This is a genomic window from Bacillus sp. UMB0893, from assembly GCF_002858905.1.
In the GTDB taxonomy this organism is placed as follows: domain Bacteria; phylum Bacillota; class Bacilli; order Bacillales; family Bacillaceae; genus Bacillus_P.
Genome location: NZ_PKLB01000001.1, coordinates 547524 through 570017, shown reverse-complemented (window position 1 = coordinate 570017; position 22494 = coordinate 547524). Strand labels below are relative to the sequence as shown.

The following is a 22494-nucleotide window of genomic DNA, read 5'->3' as shown; positions in this document are numbered from 1 at the left end:
TTTAAGCAAAATACTTGAAAGTCAAAAAAGGTCAAACTATAATATGAATCAAGGTCATCCTAAGAGGTGATTTTTTAAAAGGTTATTTAGTCAAAGTTAGTCAAAGTCAAAATATATAATCCAGGAGGTTTTCATTATGCTATGTCAACATTGTCAAGCAAAGAAAGCATCTGTTCACTTAACAATGCAAATTAACCAAGAGCGTCAGCAAGTGCTGCTCTGCTCAGACTGTTATGCTCAATATAGAAGCTCTGTCCCTAGCGGATCATTTGGAAATGTTTCACCTTCTCATCCATTTCAACCGAATAGCCATGACGGCCAGACCGAAAAAACTCAAGGCAAAAACGGTCTTCTTGATCAATTAGGACGCAATCTGACAAGAGCAGCAAAAGCCGGCGTGATTGATCCAGTCATTGGCAGAGATGCAGAGGTCGAACGTTTAATTGAAATTTTAAACCGGAGAAATAAGAATAACCCGGTCTTGATTGGTGAACCTGGTGTAGGTAAAACAGCTGTAGTTGAAGGGTTCGCTCTTAAAATCGCGGAAGGTCAAGTGCCAGCCAAGCTAAGAAACAAGGAAGTGTATTTGCTTGATGTTGCTTCTCTTGTAGCAAATACAGGCATTCGCGGTCAATTTGAGGAAAGAATGAAGCAGCTGATTTCTGAGCTTCAGCAAAAGAAAAATATCATCCTATTTATTGATGAAATCCATCTTCTCGTTGGAGCAGGTTCTGCTGAAGGATCAATGGATGCCGGCAATATTCTGAAGCCTGCTTTGGCACGGGGCGAATTACAGGTTGTCGGTGCAACTACATTAAAAGAGTACCGTCAAATTGAGAAAGATGCCGCCCTTGAGCGCAGATTTCAGCCTGTAATGGTATCTGAACCATCTCTTGAAAAGGCGATTGAAATCCTAAAGGGTATTCAAGATAAATATGAAAAGTACCATGAAGTAACTTATACAGAAGAAGCGATTCATGCAACAGTTACTTTGTCTCACCGTTACATTCAGGACCGATATTTGCCGGATAAAGCAATTGATTTGCTTGATGAAGCCGGATCGAAAAAGAACCTTCAATCTGGGGGCGGAGCAGATATCAGCGGTCAATTAGAAGAACTTGCAAGGAAAAAAGCACAAGCTGCGAAAGAAGAAAATTACGAGCTTGCTGCCAAAATAAGAGATGAAGAGATGAAACTTGAGCAAATTCAATCCCCAGTAAAATCTGTAGTAGATCTTGCCGACATTCAGGCAATTATTGAAAAGAAAACGGGGATTCCAGTTGGTAAGCTTCAAGAAGACGAGCAGGCTCAAATGAAAAATCTCGAGAACAAATTATCAAGCAAAGTCATTGGTCAAGAAGATGCCGTTCGGAAAGTTGCAAAAGCCATTCGCCGCAGCCGTGCTGGCTTAAAATCAAAAGAACGTCCAATCGGATCATTCTTGTTTGTCGGTCCAACCGGAGTCGGTAAAACTGAACTGACAAAGACGCTTGCATCTGAAATGTTTGGTACAAGAGACTCCCTCATTCGTTTAGATATGAGCGAATACATGGAGAAACATTCGATTTCGAAGATTATCGGGTCTCCTCCTGGCTATGTCGGTCACGAGGAAGCAGGACAATTATCAGAAAAAGTCCGCCGCAACCCTTACAGTATCATATTGCTTGATGAAATCGAAAAAGCCCATCCGGATGTCCAGCATATGTTCCTTCAAGTAATGGAAGACGGCAGACTGACAGACAGCCAGGGCAGAACGGTCAGCTTTAAAGATACAGTCATTATCATGACAAGCAACGCCGGCATCGGGCATAAAAAAGTCACTGTCGGATTCGGAAACAATGAAGCATTAAACGAAAGTTCACTGCTGGACTCCCTCGGATCATTCTTTAAGCCGGAGTTCCTGAACCGTTTTGACAGCATCATTGAGTTCAAATCACTTGAAAAACCGCATCTGATTGAAATTGTTGAGATCATGCTTGATGATTTAAAAGCGAATTTGCAAGAACAAAAATTAACGCTCAGCATCACAGATGAAGCGAAAGAAAAACTCGCTGAACTTGGGCTTCACCCTGCATTCGGAGCACGACCTCTCCGCAGAGTGATTCAAGAGAAATTAGAAGATTCAATTGCAGATATTCTGCTTGACGGCACTGAGATGACAGAAATAATTGTGAAGCTCGCTGAAGATGAAATTGTTGTAGAATCTAAATAATATAGGAAAAGAGTGCAAAACTTATAAAAGTTTTGCACTCTTTTTTCTTTTTTTAACTACAATTGTATACGGGTATTCAGCATGGCGATATTCTAAATTTATTTCTCCTTCAACTTCAAGGACGATAGGATGAATCTCAGAACCGCGTGCTGTCGGATACCAATCCCTGCCCTCTTTTACCACAACCGCTGCCCCATTATTATCACCTACAAATGCAAAGGTGTCTGATTCAGCCAAAAACTGATCGTTCAAAAATGATAACTCTTTCTGCATGTGATGGATATTTTCGCAAGGCAGGCCAACCTCAATTACATCAAACCAGTCTAACAGATCCGCCGGTACATCCTTTCTTTCAAGCATCTCAAGAACATTGCCTTCCGGATCATGAAAATAAGCCTGCTTTCCCTTCCAAAACATGCTGACCTCGCCTTTTTCATTAGGCAGCAATGAACTTTCTATTTTTTCAAACATCAAATCAAAAAATCGTTCATTTGTTCTAAAACAAACGTGATAATAGGGCCGATTCTCACTTTTAATAAAGGTTAACCTGCTTTGTCCTGCCTTAACTGTAAAACTGCCGCTATCTTCTTCTTCCAGTTCCATCTTCAAAAAACGGATATAGAATGCTTTCATTTTCTCCAAATCGTTGCATTCAAGATGTACATGCAGGATTTTCATTTTTTTCCACCTCTCTCTGCTTTCTATTATAGAAAGACAAAGACAATTTGACTTCAGTCTTAATACTGAATACACCTCCCTCTTAATGACGAAAAAACCGCCAGCACATAGCTGGCGGCATGTTCTTTTTATAATTTCTGATCTTCTACATTCTCAAGCCACTCTCTAATATCACCTGTTACAGATTGTACACATCCGTCTTCAAACGGTGAAATTAAGTTTGCTTCTTGAACCAGTTCTAAGAACGGCTTGCTGCCTCCCTGCTTACAAAGATGCAGATAATCTGCCCATGCCTCTTCTTTATTTTCATGCATTTTTTTCCAAAATTGCAAGGCGCAGATTTGTGCCAGCGTATAGTCAATATAATAAAAAGGAGAATTATAAATATGTCCCTGCCGCTGCCAGAAGCCGCCTTCCTCTAAAAACGAATTATCTTCATAGTTGCGATGAGGCAAGTATTTTTGTTCAATTTTCCTCCATGCCTGTTTGCGTTCTTTTGGAGTTGCGTCTGGATTTTCATAGATAAAGTGCTGAAATTCATCAACTGTTACCCCATAAGGCAAAAATAGAAGCGCTCCGCTTAAATGGCTGAATTTATACTTTTCTGTATCTTCCTTAAAGAACCTTTCCATCCATGGCCATGTAAAAAACTCCATGCTCATCGAATGAATTTCACACGCTTCATGTGTCGGGAAGTGATACTCTGATAAATTGAAATGTCTGCTCATATACACTTGGAACGCATGTCCCGCTTCATGTGTCAGCACATCTATATCACCGCTTGTTCCGTTGAAATTCGCAAAAATATACGGCGCTTTGTAATCTTCGATATATGTGCAATACCCGCCGCCGGCTTTCCCTTTTTGCGCAAGCAGATCCATCAGGTTTTTTTCAATCATGAAATCAAAGAATTCATTTGTTTCAGGAGAAAGATCTTCGTACATCCTTTTCCCATTCTCAATAATCCACTCTGCATCCCCTTTAGGCGTTGCATTACCTGATGTAAACTGGAGCTTTTCATCGGAAAAAGCAAGCGTATCAAGTCCTAAACGTTCTTGCTGACGCTCCCGTAATCTTGTTGCCATTGGTACGATTGATTCCTTAATTTGATCACGGAAATTTTTCACCATGGCTGCATCAAAATCAATGCGCTGCATTCTTTCATAGCCCAGCTCCACAAAATTGGCATACCCTAATTTCTTTGCAATGCCAGTCCGCACTTTAACAAGCTTGTCAAAAATCTCATCAAACTTTTCTCCATTTTCGGCATAAAATCCAAAATAAACATCTGATGCACGTTTTCTAATGTCGCGCTCTTTTGATTCAAGCAGGGGCTCAAGCTGTGCAAGCGTGTATTCTTTTCCGTCAAAATCAATTTTTGCAGAAGCAACAAGCTTTGTGTATTCAGTAACAAGTTTGTTTTCTTTCTGAAGATCCTCAAGCACTTCAGGAGAAAACGTTTTCAACTGAGCATCTGCAAGTGCGAACAGCTGCTTCCCATATTTCTCTTCCAATTCATTGCGGAATGCTGAGCTGACAAGCGCTTTGTAAAACTCTGTATCCAGCGCTTTAAAATGCGGCTCAAGTTCATCAAGATAATCTTGTTCTTCTTTATAAAATTCATCATTGGTATCAATCGTATGGCGAATTGAACAAAGATTGAAAGCTGTGGAAATATTTCCGCGAATGACATTCAGTTCATCAATAACAGCTTCCTGTTCTTCCAGGCTTCCAGCACTTTTGAATTTTTCCAGTGCCTCATAAAAAGATTCTTCTACATCTTCTTTAACAGGCCTAATGTATTTGTACTCTTGAAATTTCATATGTAGTTCCCCACTCTCCTATCAATTTAACCACTCCATCTTATTCGAGAAAAAAGTCTGGATTCCTTTCTGTTTGTTTTTTAATCAAACTCTTAAAATATATGAAATCCTGACGATATAAGAAGTAACAAAAAGTAAGACAGAAAGATTTGGTGATAGAATGGATAAAACGTCACTTATTGGATTGATTCTAGGGTTGGTTGCTGTTGGTGTGGGTATGTTTATGAAGGGTGTCAGCCCCGCTGTTCTTTTAAATCCAGCTGCCTTGCTGATCATTATTGCCGGTACCATCGCTACTGTCGTTACAGCCTTTCCGACAAGCGAAATTAAAAGAGTGCCTAAACTTTTCGGCGTTATCTTTAAAGAACAAAAATCACACAGCATTCAAGAGCTGATCCCAATGTTTTCAGAATGGGCACAGGTTGCAAGAAAAGAAGGCCTGCTTGCTCTTGAAGCTAAAATATCAGAAGTGGATGATTCTTTTTTAAAAAATGGTCTAAGCATGGCCGTCGACGGGCAAAATGCTGAATTTATCCGTGATGTCATGACAGAAGAAATCGATGCAATGGAAGAGCGGCATATGGCCGGGGCATCTATTTTTTCACAGGCAGGCACATATGCTCCCACACTTGGGGTATTGGGCGCGGTAGTCGGGTTAATTGCGGCTCTTTCGCACATGGATAATACGGATGAACTAGGCAAAGCAATTGGAGCTGCTTTTGTCGCTACATTGATGGGTATTTTCACCGGTTACGTTCTTTGGCATCCATTTGCCAACAAATTAAAGAGAAAATCAAAGCAAGAAGCGAAAGTAAAACACGTCATGATTGAAGGAGTGTTATCTGTCCTCGAAGGACAGGCTCCAAAAGCGATCGAACAAAAATTGGCCACCTATCTTCCTGCACACGAAAGAGAACAGCTTTTCGTGGAAGGAGAGAGCATAAATGGCTAGAAGGAAAAAAAGCAAGCACGAGGAAGAGCATGTTGATGAATCGTGGCTCCTTCCTTACGCAGATTTATTAACACTATTGCTGGCACTATTCATCGTCTTGTTTGCCATGAGTTCTGTCGATGCTCAAAAGTTCCAGATGCTTGCACGAGCTTTTAACAGCACGTTTACTGGCGGCACCGGTGTACTAGAGTATCCGAGCCCTATTCCTGACGGGGATATGGAACAGCTTGATCAAGAAAAAGAAAAGAACACTTACGATGAAAAACAAGAATCACTTGAACAAGAAAAATTAAAAGAAATCCAAGAAAAAGTGAATGCATATATCGCGGCAAACAGTCTTGAAACGCAATTAAAAACAACGTTAACAGATGAAGGCCTGCTCATCACAATATTAAATGATATCTTTTTTGATTCCGGCAGTGCCTCTATTCGCAATAAAGATGAACAGCTCGCTAAGGAAATTTCTAACTTATTGGTTATGAATCCTCCGCGAAACATTATCGTAAGCGGCCATACTGATAATGTGCCAATAAAAAATGCTGAATTTGAATCAAACTGGCATTTAAGCGTAATGCGTGCAGTCAATTTCATGAAACTTCTTCTTGAAAATAGGCAGCATGATCCAAGATCCTTTAGTGCCAAAGGATTTGGGGAATACAATCCAGTCGCAAGCAATGATTCAAAAGAGGGTCAGCAGAAAAACCGCCGTGTAGAAATTCTGATTCTTCCAATTGAACGAAATGAATAAGAGCCTGAATCAAGGCTCTTTTTTTGCAGAACAAAAGAGCGGCGCCGAGGCATGCTCCGACAGAGGAGTTAGGGAGTTTAAGCTAGATATCAACTCGAAATTTTATATTCCTTCAGATGTAAAACAAGAATGGCGACTTTTTTCGTTGGTTTGGCAAAATGAAAAAACAAAAGATCCACTCAAAACTCTCAGTAAGAATTTCTTAAAGCAGGGCATAAATAATCTACTAGTTAAGTTGATATTCATGCTGCCCTTTTTTCTTCAGTGCAGCACTTTTTCTCCTCCACTCACCGCTTTACATAGCACAAGTCACTTGTTCTAAAACAATCTGTTATTTTATAATACCGCTAGAGACTTCATGCACTATCATTCCTCATATTTATATACCAACATTTATCGAATAATTAGCGGTTAATCGACCATTTTATTATTTCCTGACAACAAAAAAACACTTCTATCTCAAATAGAAGTGCTCAATCCTGAAGATCTCTTGCATGATAGCCAACTTTTTTCATAAGTTCGATAACAGTCTGCTTTTCTTCTTCTGAAAGAATCCCGACAATTTCATCTAATCTCTCCTGATGAGATGGGAATATGGATTCAATCAATTGCTTTCCTTTGTCCGTAATTTGAGCAAAGGTTACACGGCGATCATTTTCACATGCTTTTCTGACAAGCAGCTCTTTCTGTTCTAGCTTGTCAACCACATATGTGATGCTCCCGCTTGCTAAAAGAATTTTTCCGCCGATTTGCTGAAGCGGCTGATCGCCTTTATGGTAAAGCAGCTCAAGAACAGCAAATTCTGTTGGATTTAATCCGAAGCTTCCAATATGTTTGTTTACTTGATCATTAATCGCACGATGTGCACGTGATAATACAATGAATAATTTTAATGATTGTTCGATTTGCTCTTTATCTTTCATTTTCATCAATCCTTCGATAACTAAATATCTTGAATTCTAAATATTAATCATACAAAAAAAGTGTAAAAAAGTCAATAATGTCAGAGAGAGGCTATGAACAAATAACCTTCCAATTATCGTTTACAGCAGCTTTTACCTCTTTTTTCTCCAGCATATAATTGGCAATTAACTCAGACATATCAATAGGTACTTCCTTTACAATATTTTTGCCTTTAAACATCGTATACTCTCCACCGCCAGATGCACGGTAATTATTCATGACAACCTCGTATTCTTTCTCCAAATCAAGGGGTTTTTGATCTTTTTTAAGCATGATCACCCGTTCTCCGATTGGTTTGGAGATGTCTAGAACGTACTCAATTCCCTCCCACATATCATAGTTATAATGCTGAGGCTTAGGGTCCTGGAATTTGGGATTCACCATAACTTCGCCATTTTCACCGCACATAAAGTAAGAGGCTGAACGTTCAAGAGCAGCTTTAATATCATACCCAGTCAGGGAAAGGACTTTTAATGTATTCGGATAGATATAATTTGAAACAATGTCCCTCATTGTCAGATTTTCAGGAAAACCTCTTGATGAATTATTGAATAGGGCTGTGTTTGAAATATCCGCTCCTGATGCTTCCATCTGAACCCTATTAATGAACTCTATAAAAGCAGATTCCTTCATGCGGGCTGCAAGCGGTTCTTCAATTCTCATATTTCCTCTGATTCTTCCAATTGGATGATCAAGCCATTTTTGTGTTTCCTGTTCATATGGCTGAATAAGCTCATACATGCTGCTGTCAGTTTCGATTTCATTAGGGTACATAATTTCAGAGGATTTGTCCTGAATTGTAATTTGATGTTGATTTATAGAAAACGTAATCTGGACTTTCCCTAAAGCAAGTCCGTTATACGATGGCTGAACAACAGTTACTCCATTTACAGTACCTGAAATCGTGCGATGCTGATGGCCTGTGAGCAATACATCAATGCCATTTATTCCATAGCATAGTTGATAGGCTTGATTTTCTCCTGTCAGTGCTTCTGTTGGTTCGCCTGTTACTAGATCACGCTCAAATCCGCCATGATAGGAAACAATGAATAGATCTGGTGCTTCGACGTTTCTTATGTACTCAGCCCACTTTTTGGCCGTTTCAAACGCATCTTCGAATGACAGCTTTTCAATATGCTTGGGATCCTCCCAATTGGGTATGTAATGTGTCGTCACGCCTAGTATCGCTATTTTTATTTTACCCAGCTTTTTAATCAAATAAGGCTTCCCAAATAACGGCACGCCATCTTCTAATATATTGGCAGAAAGCCATGGAAAATTTGATTGTAATGCAGCTTCTTTTAATAAGTCAATGCCATAATTGAACTCATGATTTCCAACCACTGCTGCATCATATCGAAGAGCATTCATCGCGAGAATGACCGGATTTTTCTGATCTGCTGCTTTTTTCGCATGATGATAGGTTAGCGGTGTTCCCTGAATGCAATCTCCGTTATCAATCAATAAAACATTCTCGGATTCTTTTCTCTCTTTCTTAATAATTGCGGAAATCTTTGCGAGTCCAAAGTTCTTCTGCTTATTTGTGCTGTAATCAAGCGGAAGAACATGACCATGTAGATCACTGGTCTGCAAGATTGTCAATCTCACCACCCTGTCTATCTGAAACCCCTCCCTTTTCTTTCCATCATACATAAATTGACGAATATCTACAATAGAAGAAAAGAGCAGGGAATTCCCGCGCTCTCTCTGTTTGAACCACTCGTTTTCTTAATAGATTGATTAGATATTGCTGTTTATACCCGAGCTATACCAAAAATACTATCAAACTGCTTCAGCATAATTTCCTATAACCTAGTACATTCCAAATAAATGGTTTATAATGCGGAGAGGTACACTCTCTTAATCGAGCAATCTCTAACTTTGGGGCGATATACTTTGATGAAAGGCCAAAAGAATCTAAAAAAAGTTTTATTCTATTTAGTAGTAGTACTCATTCCTACCCTTTTAATAAATACCTTCATCTATTTTTATCAAAAAGAAAAAACAATGGAAATTCACCGCTCTGAATCTGCATTTATGATTAATATTCATAAAAACCAAATTGATAATTTAATAAAGGATACAAAAGCAAGACTGGAAACGATGGCACTTGTCCTTGGAGAAGAAACAAATGAAGAAAAAATCCAGCAGATTCTCATGCAGACTCACGACCTAGAACCTCGTTTTTCCGGCCTTTATTTTGTCCGAAAAAATGGAGAGATTGCGACCGGTTCAAAAAACACAGCAAAAAATGTGAACATTGAAAACCGTGCATTTTTCCAAAGAGCGATTGCGACAAAACAATCCTCTGTTTCTGATGCCTACTATGGGAACATTACAGGAGGATACATTGTTTCGATATGTACACCTATGTTCAATGATAATGGAGAGGTAACAAATCTATTGGTTGCAGCACTTAAAGTAGATTACTTAGAGAACATCATGAACGTGATTAGTCCTAATTTGCAAATAAAGGTCTTTAATGACAGCAATCATCTTCTCTTTACTACCGGCAAGGAATATGAAAATGAAATTGAACCAGTCCGTGTATATCTCGATCAAATCAGCTGGAAGCTTGAAGCCTTGCCAGAATCAATCTTAAGCCAAGAGGATGTCAAGGATATTATGATCTATATGATTATTACTTTTGGCGTCATGAACATCATTTTTATCCTTGTTCAAAATTTCCTCTTAAAGAGAAAAGCGCTGATTGAACAAAGCCAAAATGATGCTCAAAAAATTGAACTTGTGGGAACACTGGCAGCAAGTACAGCACATGAAATTAGAAACCCCCTGACAGGTATAAAAGGCTTCATTCAGCTGCTGAAGGAAAAATATAAAGACTCTGAAGATCAATTCTATTTTTCAGTCATCGATCAGGAAATCAAACGAATCAATGAAATTGTAAGTGAATTTTTATTGCTCGGAAAACCGACCGCTCATCATCATGCAGACCACGATTTAAACGAAATCGTGCTTGAGCTGTCTCCTCTTCTTGGGTCTGAGGCCAATCTGTATAACGTGGAACTCGATATAAAATTAAATAATGGATCGCTTCCAATTCACTGCACAAAAGATCATATCAAGCAGGTGCTGCTGAATTTAGCTAAAAATTCATTAGAAGCCATGGAGAAAAACGAAGGCTTTTTAACAATTGAGCTGACCAAGCAGGACGAAATGGCTGTCATAAAAGTGATCGACACCGGAAAAGGAATCTCAGAGGAATTGATTTCGAAAATATTCCATCCGTTTTTTACAATGAAAGATACCGGAACTAGCCTGGGTCTTGTCGTCTGCCAACGGATCATTTCAATGTACAAAGGAACCATTTCTATTAACAGTGTTCTGGAAAAAGGGACAGAGGTTACGATTACTCTTCCATTGGCTAAGCAAAGCTAATCACTGATCTATTTATATGTCTAAAAAAAAGAGAGAATGGGAAGCAGCAGCTTTCCACTCTCTCTTTTTGATTCTTCCCGAATCATGAAGTTTCTTTATGTACAAAATCATCAGCTCGTCAAAATTTCTTCAATTTTTTGCAATGCATTGTAGCCTAAAGCCACGTCTGATGCTTTTGCATTTTCGATGATTTGTTCAGGATGAGATGCCCCAACAAGTGTGCTTGCTACATTATGCTGTCTCAATGTCCATGCTAATGCAAGCTGAGCAAGTGTAATATCGTGTTCTTTTGCAAGCTGATCCAATAATTCCACTTTTCGGTTGACCATGTCATTCAGAATTTTTTTCATCCATGAATTCACGTTTTCACTTGATGCACGGCTGCCTTTTGGAATTAAGCCTTCTTTATACTTACCAGTTAGAATTCCTTGCGCAAGCGGCGACCAAACAACCTGAGACACTCCGGCATTTTCACACATCGGGATGATTTCTTCCTCAATATCACGATGAAGCATATTGTATTGCGGCTGATTGACAATAATGCGGTCAAGCAAATAGCGATCAGAAACAGTCATTGCTTCTTGAATTTGAGCTGCTGTCCACTCACTGACGCCTGCATACAAGATTTTCCCCTGACGAATGAGATCATCAATTGCTCTTAATGTTTCATCAAGCGGCGTTTCCTGATCATAGCGGTGACAGTAGAATATATCTACATACTCAAGCTCCATGCGTTTTAAACTTGCATGAACCTGTTCCATAATATGCTTTCTTGAAAGTCCCTTATCATTAGGGCCCTCACCCATTGGCCAGAACGCTTTTGTCGTTATTACATACGAATCTCTTGGAAAAGATTTAAGAGCCCTTGACATAACGATTTCCGCTTTCCCCCGCTCATACACATTGGCACTGTCGAAAAAATTTATGCCAGCTTCATACGCCTTATGAATAATCTCTGTTGCTGACTGCTCATCGACTGTTTTCCCAAAAGTCAGCCAGCTTCCAAGACTGATCTCGCTAACCTTTAAACCCGAACGTCCAAGACGACGATAATGCATCCCTATTCCCCCCTGTTGTACGTGATGAAATTCTCTGTCTTAAACTTATCAGAAATTTCAAATATCGTAAAGATTGAGACTGTCACTTCTTTCGACACAATTCGACATTCACAGTCTTAAATCCTTATTTAAGGCTAATAAACAGGGATAAATAGAAAAGATGTTGAAAAATATGACCTCATTTGACGAAAATAAATACGAGAGTATCAAATCCCTATCTTTTTCACTATCCAATCAGCTATAATATGCCTAATACATAATAAGTGGGACGAAAAGGAGTATCGTTATGATCGAGGTTTTAACAGGCAGTACGTTATCTGCCCTATCAACGGGTTTAGGAGCGCTGCCAATTCTATTTCTTCAAAAAACGATCACCCATAGGTGGAGAGACATTTTACTTGCATTTACAGCTGGAATTATGATGGCAGCTTCTATGATGAGTCTGCTGCCAGAGGCGCTGAAGCAAGGCGGTATCCTTGAAGTGAGCATCGGTCTTTTTCTCGGAGTGCTCGTTTTAACAACACTTGAAAAAAACATTCCCCACATTGATCTTGAACATTCGCGGTATGGGATTGAATTTGATGAAAAAGCATTGCTTATTATTGCAGCGATTACACTTCATAATCTTCCCGAAGGATTATCTGTCGGGGTAAGCTATGCGTCCGACCAAAGCGAGACTGGAAATTTAATCGCTTTTGCAATTGGGCTGCAGAACGCACCTGAAGGTTTTCTGGTTGCCCTTTTCCTCATCAATCAAAATATAGGCAAATATAAAGCTCTTTTCATTGCTACATTGACCGGGGCAGTCGAAATCATTACTTCTATACTTGGTTATTATTTAACGTCATACATAGAAAACCTTGTCCCTTACGGTTTATCTTTCGCAGCAGGTGCCATGCTTTTCATCATTTATAAAGAACTGATTCCGGAAAGCCACGGAGATGGCAATGAGCGAAATGCAACATATTCATTTATTATCGGGATTTTATTCATGATTCTATTAATTGAAAGTATTTAAATAAGAGCCTTCCTGTCCAAATAAAAAACCCAATACCGAGCTGTATTGGGTTTTTGCTTTTTATATAATTAGTCCATCCCCTGCTGTCCACTTTTTCATTGACTCTATAAATTGCAGAAAAGCAGGATTTGTCTTATTTTCCTCTTCAAAAAGAAGCTGCTGATACTTATTTAACAGCATGTCCAATTCCTGACTGCACTGTACGGCGCCAACACTTGTATATCCGCCAGTTTTAGCGGTGTCAATCATTTCCTTGCGCTTCAAATCAATGCTTGCCAATAATTGGGACTTGCTAACTTCCGTTGTCATTTTCTTCCCTCCGTATCATCTTGAGTATCTATTATTGGGAATAAATATACTCGTAAATTATTACAGATTCTTCTAAACATGTAAATAGATTAGCAATATTCGACATTCTTTTTACCTTATTTCATGACAATTTTGTTAAATTTATTGTAATTTATCTCTTTTTACCCCTTTTTTTCCCTATTAAAACTAAAAATAGCTATTAACTTTCATAAAAAATGTAAAAAGATCCCTATTTTAAGTTAATCATTAAAATAAAGGTCTTTTATTTTGTCTGTAAGGATCTGCTTCATGTCCCATTTTTTGTGCCTTGTCCGCCGCTCGATCAGCATCATCAGTGCTAGTATGATTCCTCTTTTGTTTGCCATGGCTTTTGCAAGGCTTTCAGATATACGTCTTCCATAATCCTTATCTGCGTGTGTAAAATGTTCAATCATTTTTTCCTGAATATGAGGCTGACAAACTTTAAGAGCCTCTGTAAGATTTGAGATCAGTTCTTCCTTTTCCCATTCTTCAAAGGACCGATACGTGTCTCCTGCCTGTCCTGTATCATTTGGACGTTCAATTTTTCCCCGTACTAATTTTTCATTATAATGAGGTTCGTGCACCTTGCCGACTTGCTCTGCTTCTTTTAATCCTCCCAATACAGGGGCTCGTAATTGACGTGCGGATTCTGCCCTGATGCGATGTCCACTTTGTATTCCATCTGTCCGCCCTGCTGATTAGTTGCGACCCGTTTTTTTGGAGCATTAATCGGCAGCTGTATGTCCAATATAAATACGTCTAAACAATTATCATTACCACAAAAAAAGCAGATCGAATGATTCGATTCTGCTTTTAAAACGTTAACTAAATGTTATTTTGCGAGCGCTTTTTCGCCCGTGTTTACTTTATCTACAGATGTCACCCGGAATTCTTTGCCTTCCAGCTTTTTAATGATTTTGTTCAGTTTTTTCTCAGATACTTCGTGAGAAAGGTTGATGATGATTCTTCTTAAATATGTATCTCCATTATCCAATGTAAGCAATCCTTCGATGTTTACATCTTTAATTGTTGATACAAGATCTTTGATGGCGCCTTTATGCTCTTTTGTACCAACTGTCAGGATGTAGCCGCCTGTTTTCAATCCGAATGAGTCCTCAAGGACATCCATGACATTTCCATGTGTGATAATGCCTGAAAATTCCTCTTTCTCATTAAGGACAGCTAAAAATGGAAGTCTTCTGATTGTAAGGAACGTCTTAAAAAATGAATCTTCTTCATACATAAACGCATCCTGATCTTGAATTAAATCTTCGATTGAATCTTCATCTTTTCCTTGCTTTTCCACATAATGATCAAGCAGATCGACTTTATAAATGAGACCTGCAAATACGGTGCCATTCTCTTTTAAAACAGGAATGCTCCGATATCCTGACTCCTTCAGCAGCTCATATGCTTCTTTTACTGTGCTATCTGCCTTACAATACCTGACATCCTCTTTCTTGACGAAATTGTAGCGAATCTTCATCTTTACAAGCCTCCCTTAATTGCTTATTTATTGTTGAAAATTTACCATACAATCCGCATAGAGTAAAGAAAATTTAAATAATTTTGATTTTAAACGTAAGTTTCAATAAAGATAAAAAATTGGAAAATTATCGGAAGAAAAGTAGCAAATGAGGTTGTATCAGGATTGATAGTAACTTTCCAGGATTTGTCTCACTTCCGGTAAATTTGGTCGATTGGCCGGATTATGGATTCGTCGGGAATAATTGAGGAATCGGCCGGATTATGAGTTTCGGCCGGAATAATCGAAGTATTGGCCGGATTATGCTGGTTTTTGGCCGGAATAATCCAGGAATCGGCCGGATTATGGGTTTCCGCCAGAATAATCCAGGAATCGGCCGGATTATGGGTTTCCGCCAGAATAATCCAGGAATCGGCCGTGTTGAATTTCAGCCCGATAAAATAATATAAAAATTTGTTTTACTGATAAAACACCAATTTAAACGGATAAATCCCCTTTGCCATCCAGGCAAAGGGGATTTTCAAACATTAAGCTTGCTGCTCTTCTTTTTCGTAAATTGGCACCCAGCCTTCAGCTGTCACAAAGATGCGGACTGCAACGACTTTGCGGTCTTGCTGCAGCGTGAAGTAGTGGCGGATGTTTGGCGGGACTGAAATTAAATCGCCAGGATTTAGTTCAACATCAAAGAACGAGCCATCTTTTCCCTGAATAATGAAAATTCCATGTCCGTTTACGATAAAACGGACTTCATCATCTGTATGATGATGCTCTTGCTGAAAGTTTTTTAATAATTGATCAAGGTTTGGAGTGCTGTCTGACAGCGAGATCACGTCCTGCGCTTTATAGCCGCGGCGTTCTGAGATATCAGCAATTTCATCTTTGTATACTTGCAGGATTTCTTCTTTTTGTTCATCAGAAAGCTTGAAATTCTCTCTTAAACTCTCTGGGAGCTTTTCAATATCCCAATATTCATAAATAACCTCTTGCGACTCCAGGAAAGCTGCTACTTCTTTTTGATCTGAAATTCTTTCATTTGTCCCTTGTAAACGAATCGTTGCCATTCCAATTCCTCCTATTTTTAAGCTTTTAATGAGAGCGATTTGACTTGCTTTAAAGATAATAATTTCAAATGATAGGAAAATAAAAATTCACAAGCCTCGAGCACTTTTTTTGCTTCAAATGCATCTTTTCCCCATGCGGTAATGCCGTGATTCCTAATTAGGACAGCTCCTGAATCCTTCTTCACGTACTGTCCGAAATCATTTGCGAGTGTCGGGATATGCGCTGCATTCTCAATTATGGGTATGTGCCATTCCGCGTCTTCTTCCCACAGTCCAAACGCTTTAATGATTTCCTGTCCTTTAAATGTAATCCCTCCATCATCGCCGTAAAGCTCGGAGATGACATTGTTGTCGGTTGTATGTACATGAAGGCTGCAGCCAGCATTTGTACGGTTATATATTTCCACGTGAAGAAGTGTTTCAGCAGAAGGCTTTTGATTGGTTTCTTCAAGAGGAGCTCCTTCCCCGTCTACCAGCAAAAAATCCTCATCTGTTTCAAGCCGCTTGTCTTTTCCGCTGGATGTTACTAAAAAAGAGAGGGGTTCGGCATTTACTTTAATCGCTAAGTTCCCGCTCGTACCCGGAAACCAATCACGCTGTGAAAGCTCACGTTTGACAGCAGCAAGCTCGCTCCACCTCTGTTTTAAAATACTCATGAAACCGCCACCTGCCTTTCTTTCAATCCTTCTATGACGTCAAAAAACGTTTTAAATTCCTGATGAGGAAGTTCCAGCGACTTGCATTTTTCCAGAAGAAAATCCCTTGCAAACACAAAGTCTGCGAGTTTAGATGCTTCTAAATCTGTAACAGAGTCACCGATTACGATCACCTCTTGATGCGGGTCAGCAAGCTTTCTGATCAAACTAGGCTTACAGCAGCCGCAATCATTGCTGCAATGCGCATCGCATGAATTTGGCCATAAAATTTCAATCGTTTCACCGCTGAAATCAGCTTTATTGCAATATACCCGATCATGATCAACAAGCCCATTCAATAATGGATGAACAAAAAAATCGATTCCTCCGCTTACGATATATAGAGGGATATCTTTTTCCTTCGTAAATTGCACAAATTCACGAAATCCATCACGAATTTGGGCGGTAAACAGCAGGTATTGAATCATCTCGTATTTCAGCTCAGAAGGAATCAGCTGAAACATTTTCCCTACTCCATCCCTTACAGAAATCTGCTGACTTAACACATCGTCCTTAAGACTGTTCCACTCAGAAGGAGCAAACTTCTTCATAAGGGCGATGATATTGTCATTATTCGTAATCGTTCCGTCAAAATCGCAAATAATGACAGGCTTGTTCATCGGCTCACCTCCACCTGCCCCCACAGATCCAATGCGATTTGCAAATCTGTATCTGTTTTTGCTTTTTCAGATAAAGAAACTCCATGCAAGGCAGCATCAATTGCTGCACGGAATGCTTTTCCTCCGCCGGCAGCCCCATTTGGATGGCCATGAACACCGCCGCCTGCGTTGATGATGCTATCAAGCCCAAAATCCTGAATCAAGATGGGCACAAGTCCGGGATGAATTCCTGCAGAAGGCACCGGGAAGGTTTCTTTCAGCTCTTCTTTTCCTTTACATGCAGCACTAATCGCAAGTGCAGCATCTCTGTCAAGCGCAACACTTCCATACGGTGAAGGAAACAAGGAAAAATCTGCCCCGCTGTATCTCAGCAATTTTCCCAGTAAAAGAGAATGCGAGATTCCATATAGATTTGATGATGCCAAGGCACCGCTTACAGCAGGATGTGCCATAATTGGAATACCAATGTCTCTATCCTCGGCTAAGCTTTGAAGTACATCCAGTCCGTATGCAAATACGTTAAACAGCAACGCGTCTGCTCCAAGGTCTGCTGCACGCTTCGCTTTTTCTTTTAACTCATACGTTCTGCCGGATAAATGTACGGCATACATCGACCGATGACCGGTCTGCTCATAGACCTCTCTTAAAACTTCTCTCCCGGCTGTTATGCGACCTTCAAATGGCGTTAATTCATTTTCAAAAAGGATTTCATCATCCTTAACCAAATCGACTCCGCCAAGCACCTGGTCTCTAAGCTGATCCTTCAGGAAATTCAGATCACGTCCGATCACACCTTTAAAAATGCTCATCAGCAATGGTCTGTCAAAAACTCCAAGCTTTTCCCGGATCCCTTTAATCCCAAATTTCGGCCCTTGAAAAGAAGAAAGAATATCATCTGAAAAATCTAAATCAAGGAGCTTCACTTCACCGTCAAGAGAAAGCTTGCCGAATACGGTAGAGAGAATTGCCGGCAGATCATGCGTAAAGTTAACACCTGGATAAAAAATCTTAATCAAGCCTTTTTTAACACGTTTGCCTAAGTAGGCATCTGTCTTTTCATCGGATTCAATTTCTTCAACTGAGATGACCCTTCCTTTATGCTGCTGCAATTGAACTTGTGTCAGTTTAGGAAGGTCTGTCCATGACCCAACCGTTAAACCGAGAGCAATTCCGTCTGCTCTTTTTTCTAAATTTTTTTCATCATGGATTAGATATGTCGCTGTCATTCCGCTCATGTCTGTACCTTCCTTCCATAACAATATAAAAAGGCCCCTTTTCCGCTAACTGAAAAGAGACCTTATCTAACATGGCTAAGATCCTTATCTATCAGCGAATGCTGCAAGATTTAGCACCGTGCTTAAACCAAAGTTTAAGTCGGTTGCCGGGCTTCATCGGGCTAGTCCCTCCACCTGCTCTTGATAAGAATGGCTTATTTAAGTAATTTTGGATAGTAAAAATAGTTCACATGGATGTTAAGCTTCAGCGCCTTTCTCCTCTGTCAGAACGGCTCCGCCAATGAAGTCAAACCCGGACTTTTCCGTCTGATCCTTATCTGCCATGCCTGCGCTGACCAAGGAGCTTCCGCTTTTCCTGTATGTTCTGAATTTTACATGAAATTAATTTGGATTATGACAGCTTTTTTTTTGACTGTCAACTCTAATTTAAAATAGATTCAACGATTTTATTCTTTCAGCTGCTTCTCTTAATCTGTCTTCTGACGTTAACAGACCAGCCCTGACGTACCCTTCTCCAAATCTCCCAAACCCGATGCCTGGAGCCACACAAACATGTGCGTGCTCAAGCAGGTAATCAGCAAAGGATTCAGAAGTAAAGCCTTCTGGAACCGGCAGCCATACAAAAAACGATCCTGGCGGCGCTTCTACCTTCCAGCCGATTTCGTTTAATGCTGTAATGAAAACACGACGGCGGCTCTCGTAACGATCTACTAATTCTTCTACACAAGTTTGTGATTCCAGGAGGGCAGCAGCAGCCGCTTCCTGAATGGCGCTGAATACGCTGACAAACATATGATCCTGCAGCAGATTAATAGCTTCAATCACACTTTCATTTCCGATCGCAAAGCCAATTCTCCAGCCTGCCATATTATACGTTTTTGAGAGTGTGTAGATCTCAATCCCTGTCTCTTTAGCACCTTCGGCTTCTAAATAGCTGACAGGTTTTTTTCCGTCAAATCCAATGGCTCCATAGGCAAAATCGTGAACGACACAAATGTCATTTTCTTTTGCAAACGCAACCGTTTCATCAAAAAATTCCTTTGTGGCAACAGCACCCGTCGGATTGTTCGGATAATTTAAAAACATAAGCTTTGCCTGATGTTTCATGTCATCTGAAATTTGTCCGTAATCCGGAAGAAACTCGTTTTCTTTCAAAAGGGGCATAAATTCCATCTTAGCCCGCGAAAGCTCTACTCCAGACCAATAATCGGGATACCCGGGATCCGGCACCAGCACTAAATCATCTGGATCTAATAAACATTGCGGAATTTCTACAAGCCCTGCTTTTCCCCCAAACAAAATGGCAACCTCTTTGTCTGGATCTAGGCTGACACCATACTCCCTCTCGTAAAATCGCACGATGGCTTCTTTTAGAAATTTCTGTCCGCGAAACGGTGAATACTTGTGATAGTTTGGATTTTCAGCTGCCTCTTGAAGCGCCTTCACGATATGAGGGGGAGTCGGCTGATCTGGATTTCCCTGCCCTAAATTAATGACATCATGTCCCGCTTCTATACTCGCATTTACTCTCGCTACCAAGCTTGCAAAAAATTGCTTTGGAAGCTTATTTAATAACTGTGATTGTTTAAAGTTTTTCATGTTTTACACCTTCTCAAAAAATTCTTGAAATTCTAGTCAAAAATAATATATTGTTAGAGTCAGCTTGTAAAGAAAAATTTTAAGGCGGAGATGACGTTTTATGAATCCAAAAGTGACATGCCTGCAAATAGACCTTGCCTTTGGAGAACCAAAAGCAAATGCTGAAACCGTAAAAAAAGAAATTGAAAAAATCGTAAAAACTGAAAAATCTGATGTGATCGTGCTCCCTGAACTATGGACTACTGGCTATGATTTAACACGTCTCGACGAAATAGCGGATCATGACGGCAATAAGACAAAAACATTGATCAGCAGCCTTGCGAAAGCCCATAAAGTAAATATCGTTGCCGGCTCCATCGCGAAAAAAACAAAGTCAGGTGTGACGAACACGATGTATATTTTCGACAGAGACGGGGCGCTTGTACATGAATACAGCAAGCTGCATTTATTTAAGCTTATGGATGAGCATCTATACTTAAACGCCGGTTCGGAAAAAGGACTCTTTGCATTGGACGGCATTCAAAGTGCCGGGGTCATTTGCTATGATATCCGTTTTCCAGAATGGATCCGGGCTCATACGACCGTAGGAGCAGAAGTCCTGTATGTTGTGGCTGAATGGCCTCTTCCGAGAGTGAATCATTGGAGATCCATGCTGATCAGCCGTGCCATTGAAAATCAATGTTATATTGTTGCCTGCAACCGTTCAGGCAGAGATCCAAAAAATGAATTCGCCGGCCATTCTATGATTATTGACCCTTGGGGAGAGATTTTGGCTGAAGCTGGCACAGAACCAGCTTCTCTAACAACCATGCTTGAGATGGGGAAAGTAAAGGAAATCAGGAAACAAATTCCTATTTTTGAAGACCGACTTCCTCATTTTTACTCTTAAAAAAGTGTTTTTTCGTTTCAAGGTCCTTACTTTATTATTGTTAGTCGTTCTAGAAATTTATAAGAAATGAGTCTAAAAAAAGGATTGACTTTTTTTTATTATACCTGTTAAGATTCAAAACAAGTGATATATTTAAAATAGTCCGAATATACATTTTTTATTAAAAAACAATTTCATACTATCTCTTATCAAGAGTAGGCTGAGGGATTTGGCCCGATGACGCCCAGCAACCGACCGTAAAACCATTGTAAAATGGGGCGCAGTATTTTATGCGCGAGGAGAGTCCTCCTACAAGGCACGGTGCTAATTCCAACAGAAAGAAGTTCTTTCTGGCAGATAAGAGGTGCGAAGCCTATGCCTTCAAGCCTCTTTCACTGTGGAAAGAGGCTTTTCTTATGGTTTAGGAAAATATAAAAGGCAAATAGTTGCAGATATTGAAATAAAGTTATCTGCGTAAGCTGCAGCGCCTGCGCTTTTGTTCTTGCCATGAAAAGCCTCTAATCAATAAACTGGAGGGTTAAATACCATGTCAAAAAATCGATTTGCTGCTTATGAACCATTAACGGAAAGTGCCGCTATTGCTCTCGCCTTGAGACTCGGATTATTCGAAGAGAAAAGCGTTCTGACTTGCAGGGAAATTGGAGACGGCAACTTGAATCTTGTTTTTCACATCGTCAATGAACATCAGAAAGGGATCATCATTAAACAAGCGCTCCCTTATGCAAAAGTTCTTGGTGAAAGCTGGCCATTGACGCTTGACCGTGCCCGGATTGAAAGCAGCGCACTGCTTAAACAAGCTGAATTTGCAAGTTCATATGTGCCAAAAATCTATTATTCTGATGAGACGCTGGCCATAACCGCTATGGAGGACCTCTCTCATTTACAGATTGCAAGAGCCGGTTTGATTGAAGGAAAAGACTTCCCTCTTTTATCCCGCCATATCGGTGAATTTTTAGGAAAAACACTTTTCTACCATTCTGATTTTGCTCTGAATCCGCAAACGAAAAAGCAGCTGGTGAAACAGTTCTCAAACCCTGAGCTTTGCAAAATTACAGAAGATTTTGTGTTTACTGATCCGTTTTTCGATTTAGAATCGAACAGCTTTGAAGAAGAACTGAGACATGATGCTGAACAAATCTGGAATGATCATCACCTAAAGCTTGAAGTAGCCAAACTAAAACATAAATTTTTAACCGAGGCAGAGACTCTTGTACACGGTGATCTTCATACAGGCAGTATTTTTGCCAGTGACACTGAGACAAAGGTGATTGATCCTGAGTTCGCATATTATGGTCCGATTGGATTTGATATCGGCCATTTCATCGCTAATCTATTGATGAATGCGATCTCAAGAGAAGAAGAGAAACAGCAAGTACTTCTAGACCATATTGAGACCGTTTGGGATGTGTTTGCTGAAGTATTTTCAAAAGCATGGAATATTGACAGTTTGGAAGTTTTCACTAAGGTTCCAGGCTATCTCCCGTTCATTTTAGAAAAAGCATTTGAAGATGCTATTGGTTTTGCAGGAATCGAAATCATCCGGAGGACAATCGGACTTGCACACGTTGCAGATCTTGATTCCATTGAACCTCTTGAGCAAAAAATCGAGGCAAAGCAGCGTGCCCTTCATCTTGGAAGCAAGCTTATTAAAAATCGTGAAACCATTAAAACAACAGCAGACATTGCAGAACATTTCAAACAAGTGCCTGTCAGATAAGGAGAAAACAT

General features: G+C 39.9%; 21 protein-coding genes and 2 riboswitches. Of the genes, 8 read left to right on the top strand and 13 right to left on the bottom strand.

Translation table 11 applies throughout. From position 1 onward, the window contains the following. The first annotated feature begins 136 nt into the window (after positions 1-136). Entirely contained in the window at positions 137-2212 is a 2076-nt protein-coding gene (locus tag CYJ36_RS02900) for an ATP-dependent Clp protease ATP-binding subunit (RefSeq protein ID WP_101564606.1), read from the top strand. A gap of 21 nt (positions 2213-2233) precedes the next feature. On the opposite strand, the gene CYJ36_RS02895 is transcribed toward CYJ36_RS02900, so the two are convergent. Continuing rightward, complete coding sequence (locus CYJ36_RS02895; protein WP_101564604.1) at positions 2234-2890, bottom strand: VOC family protein; 657 nt, start codon at positions 2888-2890, stop codon at positions 2234-2236. 128 nt (positions 2891-3018) lie between these two features. Then, a complete protein-coding gene (locus CYJ36_RS02890) occupies positions 3019-4713 on the bottom strand; it encodes a M3 family oligoendopeptidase (protein WP_101564603.1) in 1695 nt (564 codons plus the stop codon). Between the two features lie 160 nt (positions 4714-4873). Here CYJ36_RS02890 and motA point away from each other — a divergent pair, with 160 nt between their 5' ends. Together motA and motB are read left to right on the top strand one after the other, a co-directional pair. Beyond that, positions 4874-5665, top strand: a complete 792-nt coding sequence (gene motA, locus CYJ36_RS02885) for a flagellar motor stator protein MotA (protein WP_101564601.1) — start codon at positions 4874-4876, stop codon at positions 5663-5665. Next, positions 5658-6413 (top strand): flagellar motor protein MotB, encoded by a 756-nt coding sequence (gene motB / locus CYJ36_RS02880; RefSeq protein WP_101564599.1) that lies wholly within the window; start codon positions 5658-5660, stop codon positions 6411-6413. The genes motA and motB overlap by 8 nt, the downstream gene beginning before the upstream one ends. A gap of 473 nt (positions 6414-6886) precedes the next feature. Here motB and CYJ36_RS02870 read toward each other — a convergent pair whose 3' ends face one another. Next, positions 6887-7336 carry a MarR family winged helix-turn-helix transcriptional regulator gene (locus CYJ36_RS02870; RefSeq protein ID WP_101564595.1) on the bottom strand — a complete coding sequence of 150 codons (450 nt, stop codon included), beginning with the start codon at positions 7334-7336 and terminating at the stop codon, positions 6887-6889. Positions 7337-7427: 91 nt separating this feature from the next. After that, complete coding sequence (locus CYJ36_RS02865; RefSeq protein WP_101564593.1) at positions 7428-9029, bottom strand: bifunctional metallophosphatase/5'-nucleotidase; 1602 nt, start codon at positions 9027-9029, stop codon at positions 7428-7430. Between the two features lie 246 nt (positions 9030-9275). Here CYJ36_RS02865 and CYJ36_RS02860 point away from each other — a divergent pair, with 246 nt between their 5' ends. After that, positions 9276-10775 (top strand): ATP-binding protein, encoded by a 1500-nt coding sequence (locus tag CYJ36_RS02860; RefSeq protein ID WP_101565634.1) that lies wholly within the window; start codon positions 9276-9278, stop codon positions 10773-10775. A 110-nt stretch (positions 10776-10885) separates the two neighbouring features. On the opposite strand, the gene CYJ36_RS02855 is transcribed toward CYJ36_RS02860, so the two are convergent. Continuing rightward, complete coding sequence (locus CYJ36_RS02855) at positions 10886-11833, bottom strand: aldo/keto reductase family protein (protein WP_101564590.1); 948 nt, start codon at positions 11831-11833, stop codon at positions 10886-10888. A gap of 286 nt (positions 11834-12119) precedes the next feature. On the opposite strand from CYJ36_RS02855, the gene CYJ36_RS02850 reads away from it, so the two are divergent. Further along, positions 12120-12851 carry a ZIP family metal transporter gene (locus tag CYJ36_RS02850; RefSeq protein ID WP_101564588.1) on the top strand — a complete coding sequence of 244 codons (732 nt, stop codon included), beginning with the start codon at positions 12120-12122 and terminating at the stop codon, positions 12849-12851. Between the two features lie 60 nt (positions 12852-12911). On the opposite strand, the gene CYJ36_RS02845 is transcribed toward CYJ36_RS02850, so the two are convergent. The 3 genes from CYJ36_RS02845 to cbpA all read right to left on the bottom strand — a co-directional run bounded on the left by CYJ36_RS02845 (position 12912) and on the right by cbpA (position 14667). Beyond that, positions 12912-13160, bottom strand: a complete 249-nt coding sequence (locus tag CYJ36_RS02845; protein WP_101564585.1) for an aspartyl-phosphate phosphatase Spo0E family protein — start codon at positions 13158-13160, stop codon at positions 12912-12914. Between the two features lie 239 nt (positions 13161-13399). Then, the gene (locus CYJ36_RS02840; protein ID WP_257962376.1) at positions 13400-13801 is read right to left on the bottom strand and encodes a catalase-related domain-containing protein; all 402 of its coding nucleotides are present in this window, start codon (positions 13799-13801) and stop codon (positions 13400-13402) included. 212 nt (positions 13802-14013) lie between these two features. Next, positions 14014-14667, bottom strand: a complete 654-nt coding sequence (gene cbpA, locus CYJ36_RS02835; protein WP_101564583.1) for a cyclic di-AMP binding protein CbpA — start codon at positions 14665-14667, stop codon at positions 14014-14016. 263 nt (positions 14668-14930) lie between these two features. Here cbpA and CYJ36_RS02830 point away from each other — a divergent pair, with 263 nt between their 5' ends. Then, positions 14931-15116 carry a hypothetical protein gene (locus tag CYJ36_RS02830; RefSeq protein ID WP_101564580.1) on the top strand — a complete coding sequence of 62 codons (186 nt, stop codon included), beginning with the start codon at positions 14931-14933 and terminating at the stop codon, positions 15114-15116. A gap of 78 nt (positions 15117-15194) precedes the next feature. Here CYJ36_RS02830 and CYJ36_RS02825 read toward each other — a convergent pair whose 3' ends face one another. The 5 genes from CYJ36_RS02825 to CYJ36_RS02805 all read right to left on the bottom strand — a co-directional run bounded on the left by CYJ36_RS02825 (position 15195) and on the right by CYJ36_RS02805 (position 19877). Further along, the gene (locus CYJ36_RS02825) at positions 15195-15728 is read right to left on the bottom strand and encodes a 1,2-dihydroxy-3-keto-5-methylthiopentene dioxygenase (RefSeq protein WP_101564578.1); all 534 of its coding nucleotides are present in this window, start codon (positions 15726-15728) and stop codon (positions 15195-15197) included. A 17-nt stretch (positions 15729-15745) separates the two neighbouring features. Then, positions 15746-16384: a methylthioribulose 1-phosphate dehydratase gene (locus tag CYJ36_RS02820; protein WP_101564576.1), complete on the bottom strand. Its 639-nt coding sequence runs from the start codon at positions 16382-16384 to the stop codon at positions 15746-15748. Then, positions 16381-17043, bottom strand: coding sequence for a 2-hydroxy-3-keto-5-methylthiopentenyl-1-phosphate phosphatase (locus CYJ36_RS02815; protein WP_101564574.1), 663 nt, complete (start codon positions 17041-17043; stop codon positions 16381-16383). Before CYJ36_RS02815 ends, CYJ36_RS02820 begins: the two co-directional genes overlap by 4 nt. Continuing rightward, the gene (mtnW, locus tag CYJ36_RS02810; RefSeq protein WP_101565632.1) at positions 17040-18278 is read right to left on the bottom strand and encodes a 2,3-diketo-5-methylthiopentyl-1-phosphate enolase; all 1239 of its coding nucleotides are present in this window, start codon (positions 18276-18278) and stop codon (positions 17040-17042) included. The genes CYJ36_RS02815 and mtnW overlap by 4 nt, the downstream gene beginning before the upstream one ends. 81 nt (positions 18279-18359) lie before the next feature. Next, positions 18360-18468, bottom strand: a riboswitch (SAM riboswitch). Between the two features lie 236 nt (positions 18469-18704). Beyond that, the gene (locus CYJ36_RS02805) at positions 18705-19877 is read right to left on the bottom strand and encodes a pyridoxal phosphate-dependent aminotransferase (RefSeq protein ID WP_101564572.1); all 1173 of its coding nucleotides are present in this window, start codon (positions 19875-19877) and stop codon (positions 18705-18707) included. A gap of 100 nt (positions 19878-19977) precedes the next feature. On the opposite strand from CYJ36_RS02805, the gene CYJ36_RS02800 reads away from it, so the two are divergent. Beyond that, a complete protein-coding gene (locus CYJ36_RS02800) occupies positions 19978-20766 on the top strand; it encodes a carbon-nitrogen family hydrolase (protein ID WP_101564570.1) in 789 nt (262 codons plus the stop codon). Between the two features lie 182 nt (positions 20767-20948). Then, a riboswitch (SAM riboswitch) is annotated at positions 20949-21109 on the top strand. A 183-nt stretch (positions 21110-21292) separates the two neighbouring features. After that, entirely contained in the window at positions 21293-22483 is a 1191-nt protein-coding gene (gene mtnK, locus CYJ36_RS02795) for an S-methyl-5-thioribose kinase (RefSeq protein ID WP_101564568.1), read from the top strand. The last annotated feature ends 11 nt before the right edge of the window (positions 22484-22494 follow it).

Bases quoted from the DNA above. Each gene is read 5' to 3' on its own strand.
- CYJ36_RS02870 (WP_101564595.1), bottom strand. From the start codon at position 7,336: ATGAAAGATAAAGAGCAAATCGAACAATCATTAAAATTATTCATTGTA.
- motB (WP_101564599.1), top strand. From the start codon at position 5,658: ATGGCTAGAAGGAAAAAAAGCAAGCACGAGGAAGAGCATGTTGATGAA.
- CYJ36_RS02830 (WP_101564580.1), top strand. From the start codon at position 14,931: ATGAGTTTCGGCCGGAATAATCGAAGTATTGGCCGGATTATGCTGGTT.
- CYJ36_RS02865 (WP_101564593.1), bottom strand. From the start codon at position 9,029: ATGTATGATGGAAAGAAAAGGGAGGGGTTTCAGATAGACAGGGTGGTG.
- CYJ36_RS02895 (WP_101564604.1), bottom strand. From the start codon at position 2,890: ATGAAAATCCTGCATGTACATCTTGAATGCAACGATTTGGAGAAAATG.
- CYJ36_RS02850 (WP_101564588.1), top strand. From the start codon at position 12,120: ATGATCGAGGTTTTAACAGGCAGTACGTTATCTGCCCTATCAACGGGT.
- CYJ36_RS02800 (WP_101564570.1), top strand. From the start codon at position 19,978: ATGAATCCAAAAGTGACATGCCTGCAAATAGACCTTGCCTTTGGAGAA.
- mtnW (WP_101565632.1), bottom strand. From the start codon at position 18,278: ATGAGCGGAATGACAGCGACATATCTAATCCATGATGAAAAAAATTTA.
- mtnK (WP_101564568.1), top strand. From the start codon at position 21,293: ATGTCAAAAAATCGATTTGCTGCTTATGAACCATTAACGGAAAGTGCC.
- CYJ36_RS02900 (WP_101564606.1), top strand. From the start codon at position 137: ATGCTATGTCAACATTGTCAAGCAAAGAAAGCATCTGTTCACTTAACA.
- CYJ36_RS02845 (WP_101564585.1), bottom strand. From the start codon at position 13,160: ATGACAACGGAAGTTAGCAAGTCCCAATTATTGGCAAGCATTGATTTG.
- CYJ36_RS02855 (WP_101564590.1), bottom strand. From the start codon at position 11,833: ATGCATTATCGTCGTCTTGGACGTTCGGGTTTAAAGGTTAGCGAGATC.
- CYJ36_RS02820 (WP_101564576.1), bottom strand. From the start codon at position 16,384: ATGAGTATTTTAAAACAGAGGTGGAGCGAGCTTGCTGCTGTCAAACGT.
- CYJ36_RS02815 (WP_101564574.1), bottom strand. From the start codon at position 17,043: ATGAACAAGCCTGTCATTATTTGCGATTTTGACGGAACGATTACGAAT.
- CYJ36_RS02805 (WP_101564572.1), bottom strand. From the start codon at position 19,877: ATGAAAAACTTTAAACAATCACAGTTATTAAATAAGCTTCCAAAGCAA.
- cbpA (WP_101564583.1), bottom strand. From the start codon at position 14,667: ATGAAGATTCGCTACAATTTCGTCAAGAAAGAGGATGTCAGGTATTGT.
- CYJ36_RS02825 (WP_101564578.1), bottom strand. From the start codon at position 15,728: ATGGCAACGATTCGTTTACAAGGGACAAATGAAAGAATTTCAGATCAA.
- CYJ36_RS02860 (WP_101565634.1), top strand. From the start codon at position 9,276: ATGAAAGGCCAAAAGAATCTAAAAAAAGTTTTATTCTATTTAGTAGTA.
- CYJ36_RS02890 (WP_101564603.1), bottom strand. From the start codon at position 4,713: ATGAAATTTCAAGAGTACAAATACATTAGGCCTGTTAAAGAAGATGTA.
- motA (WP_101564601.1), top strand. From the start codon at position 4,874: ATGGATAAAACGTCACTTATTGGATTGATTCTAGGGTTGGTTGCTGTT.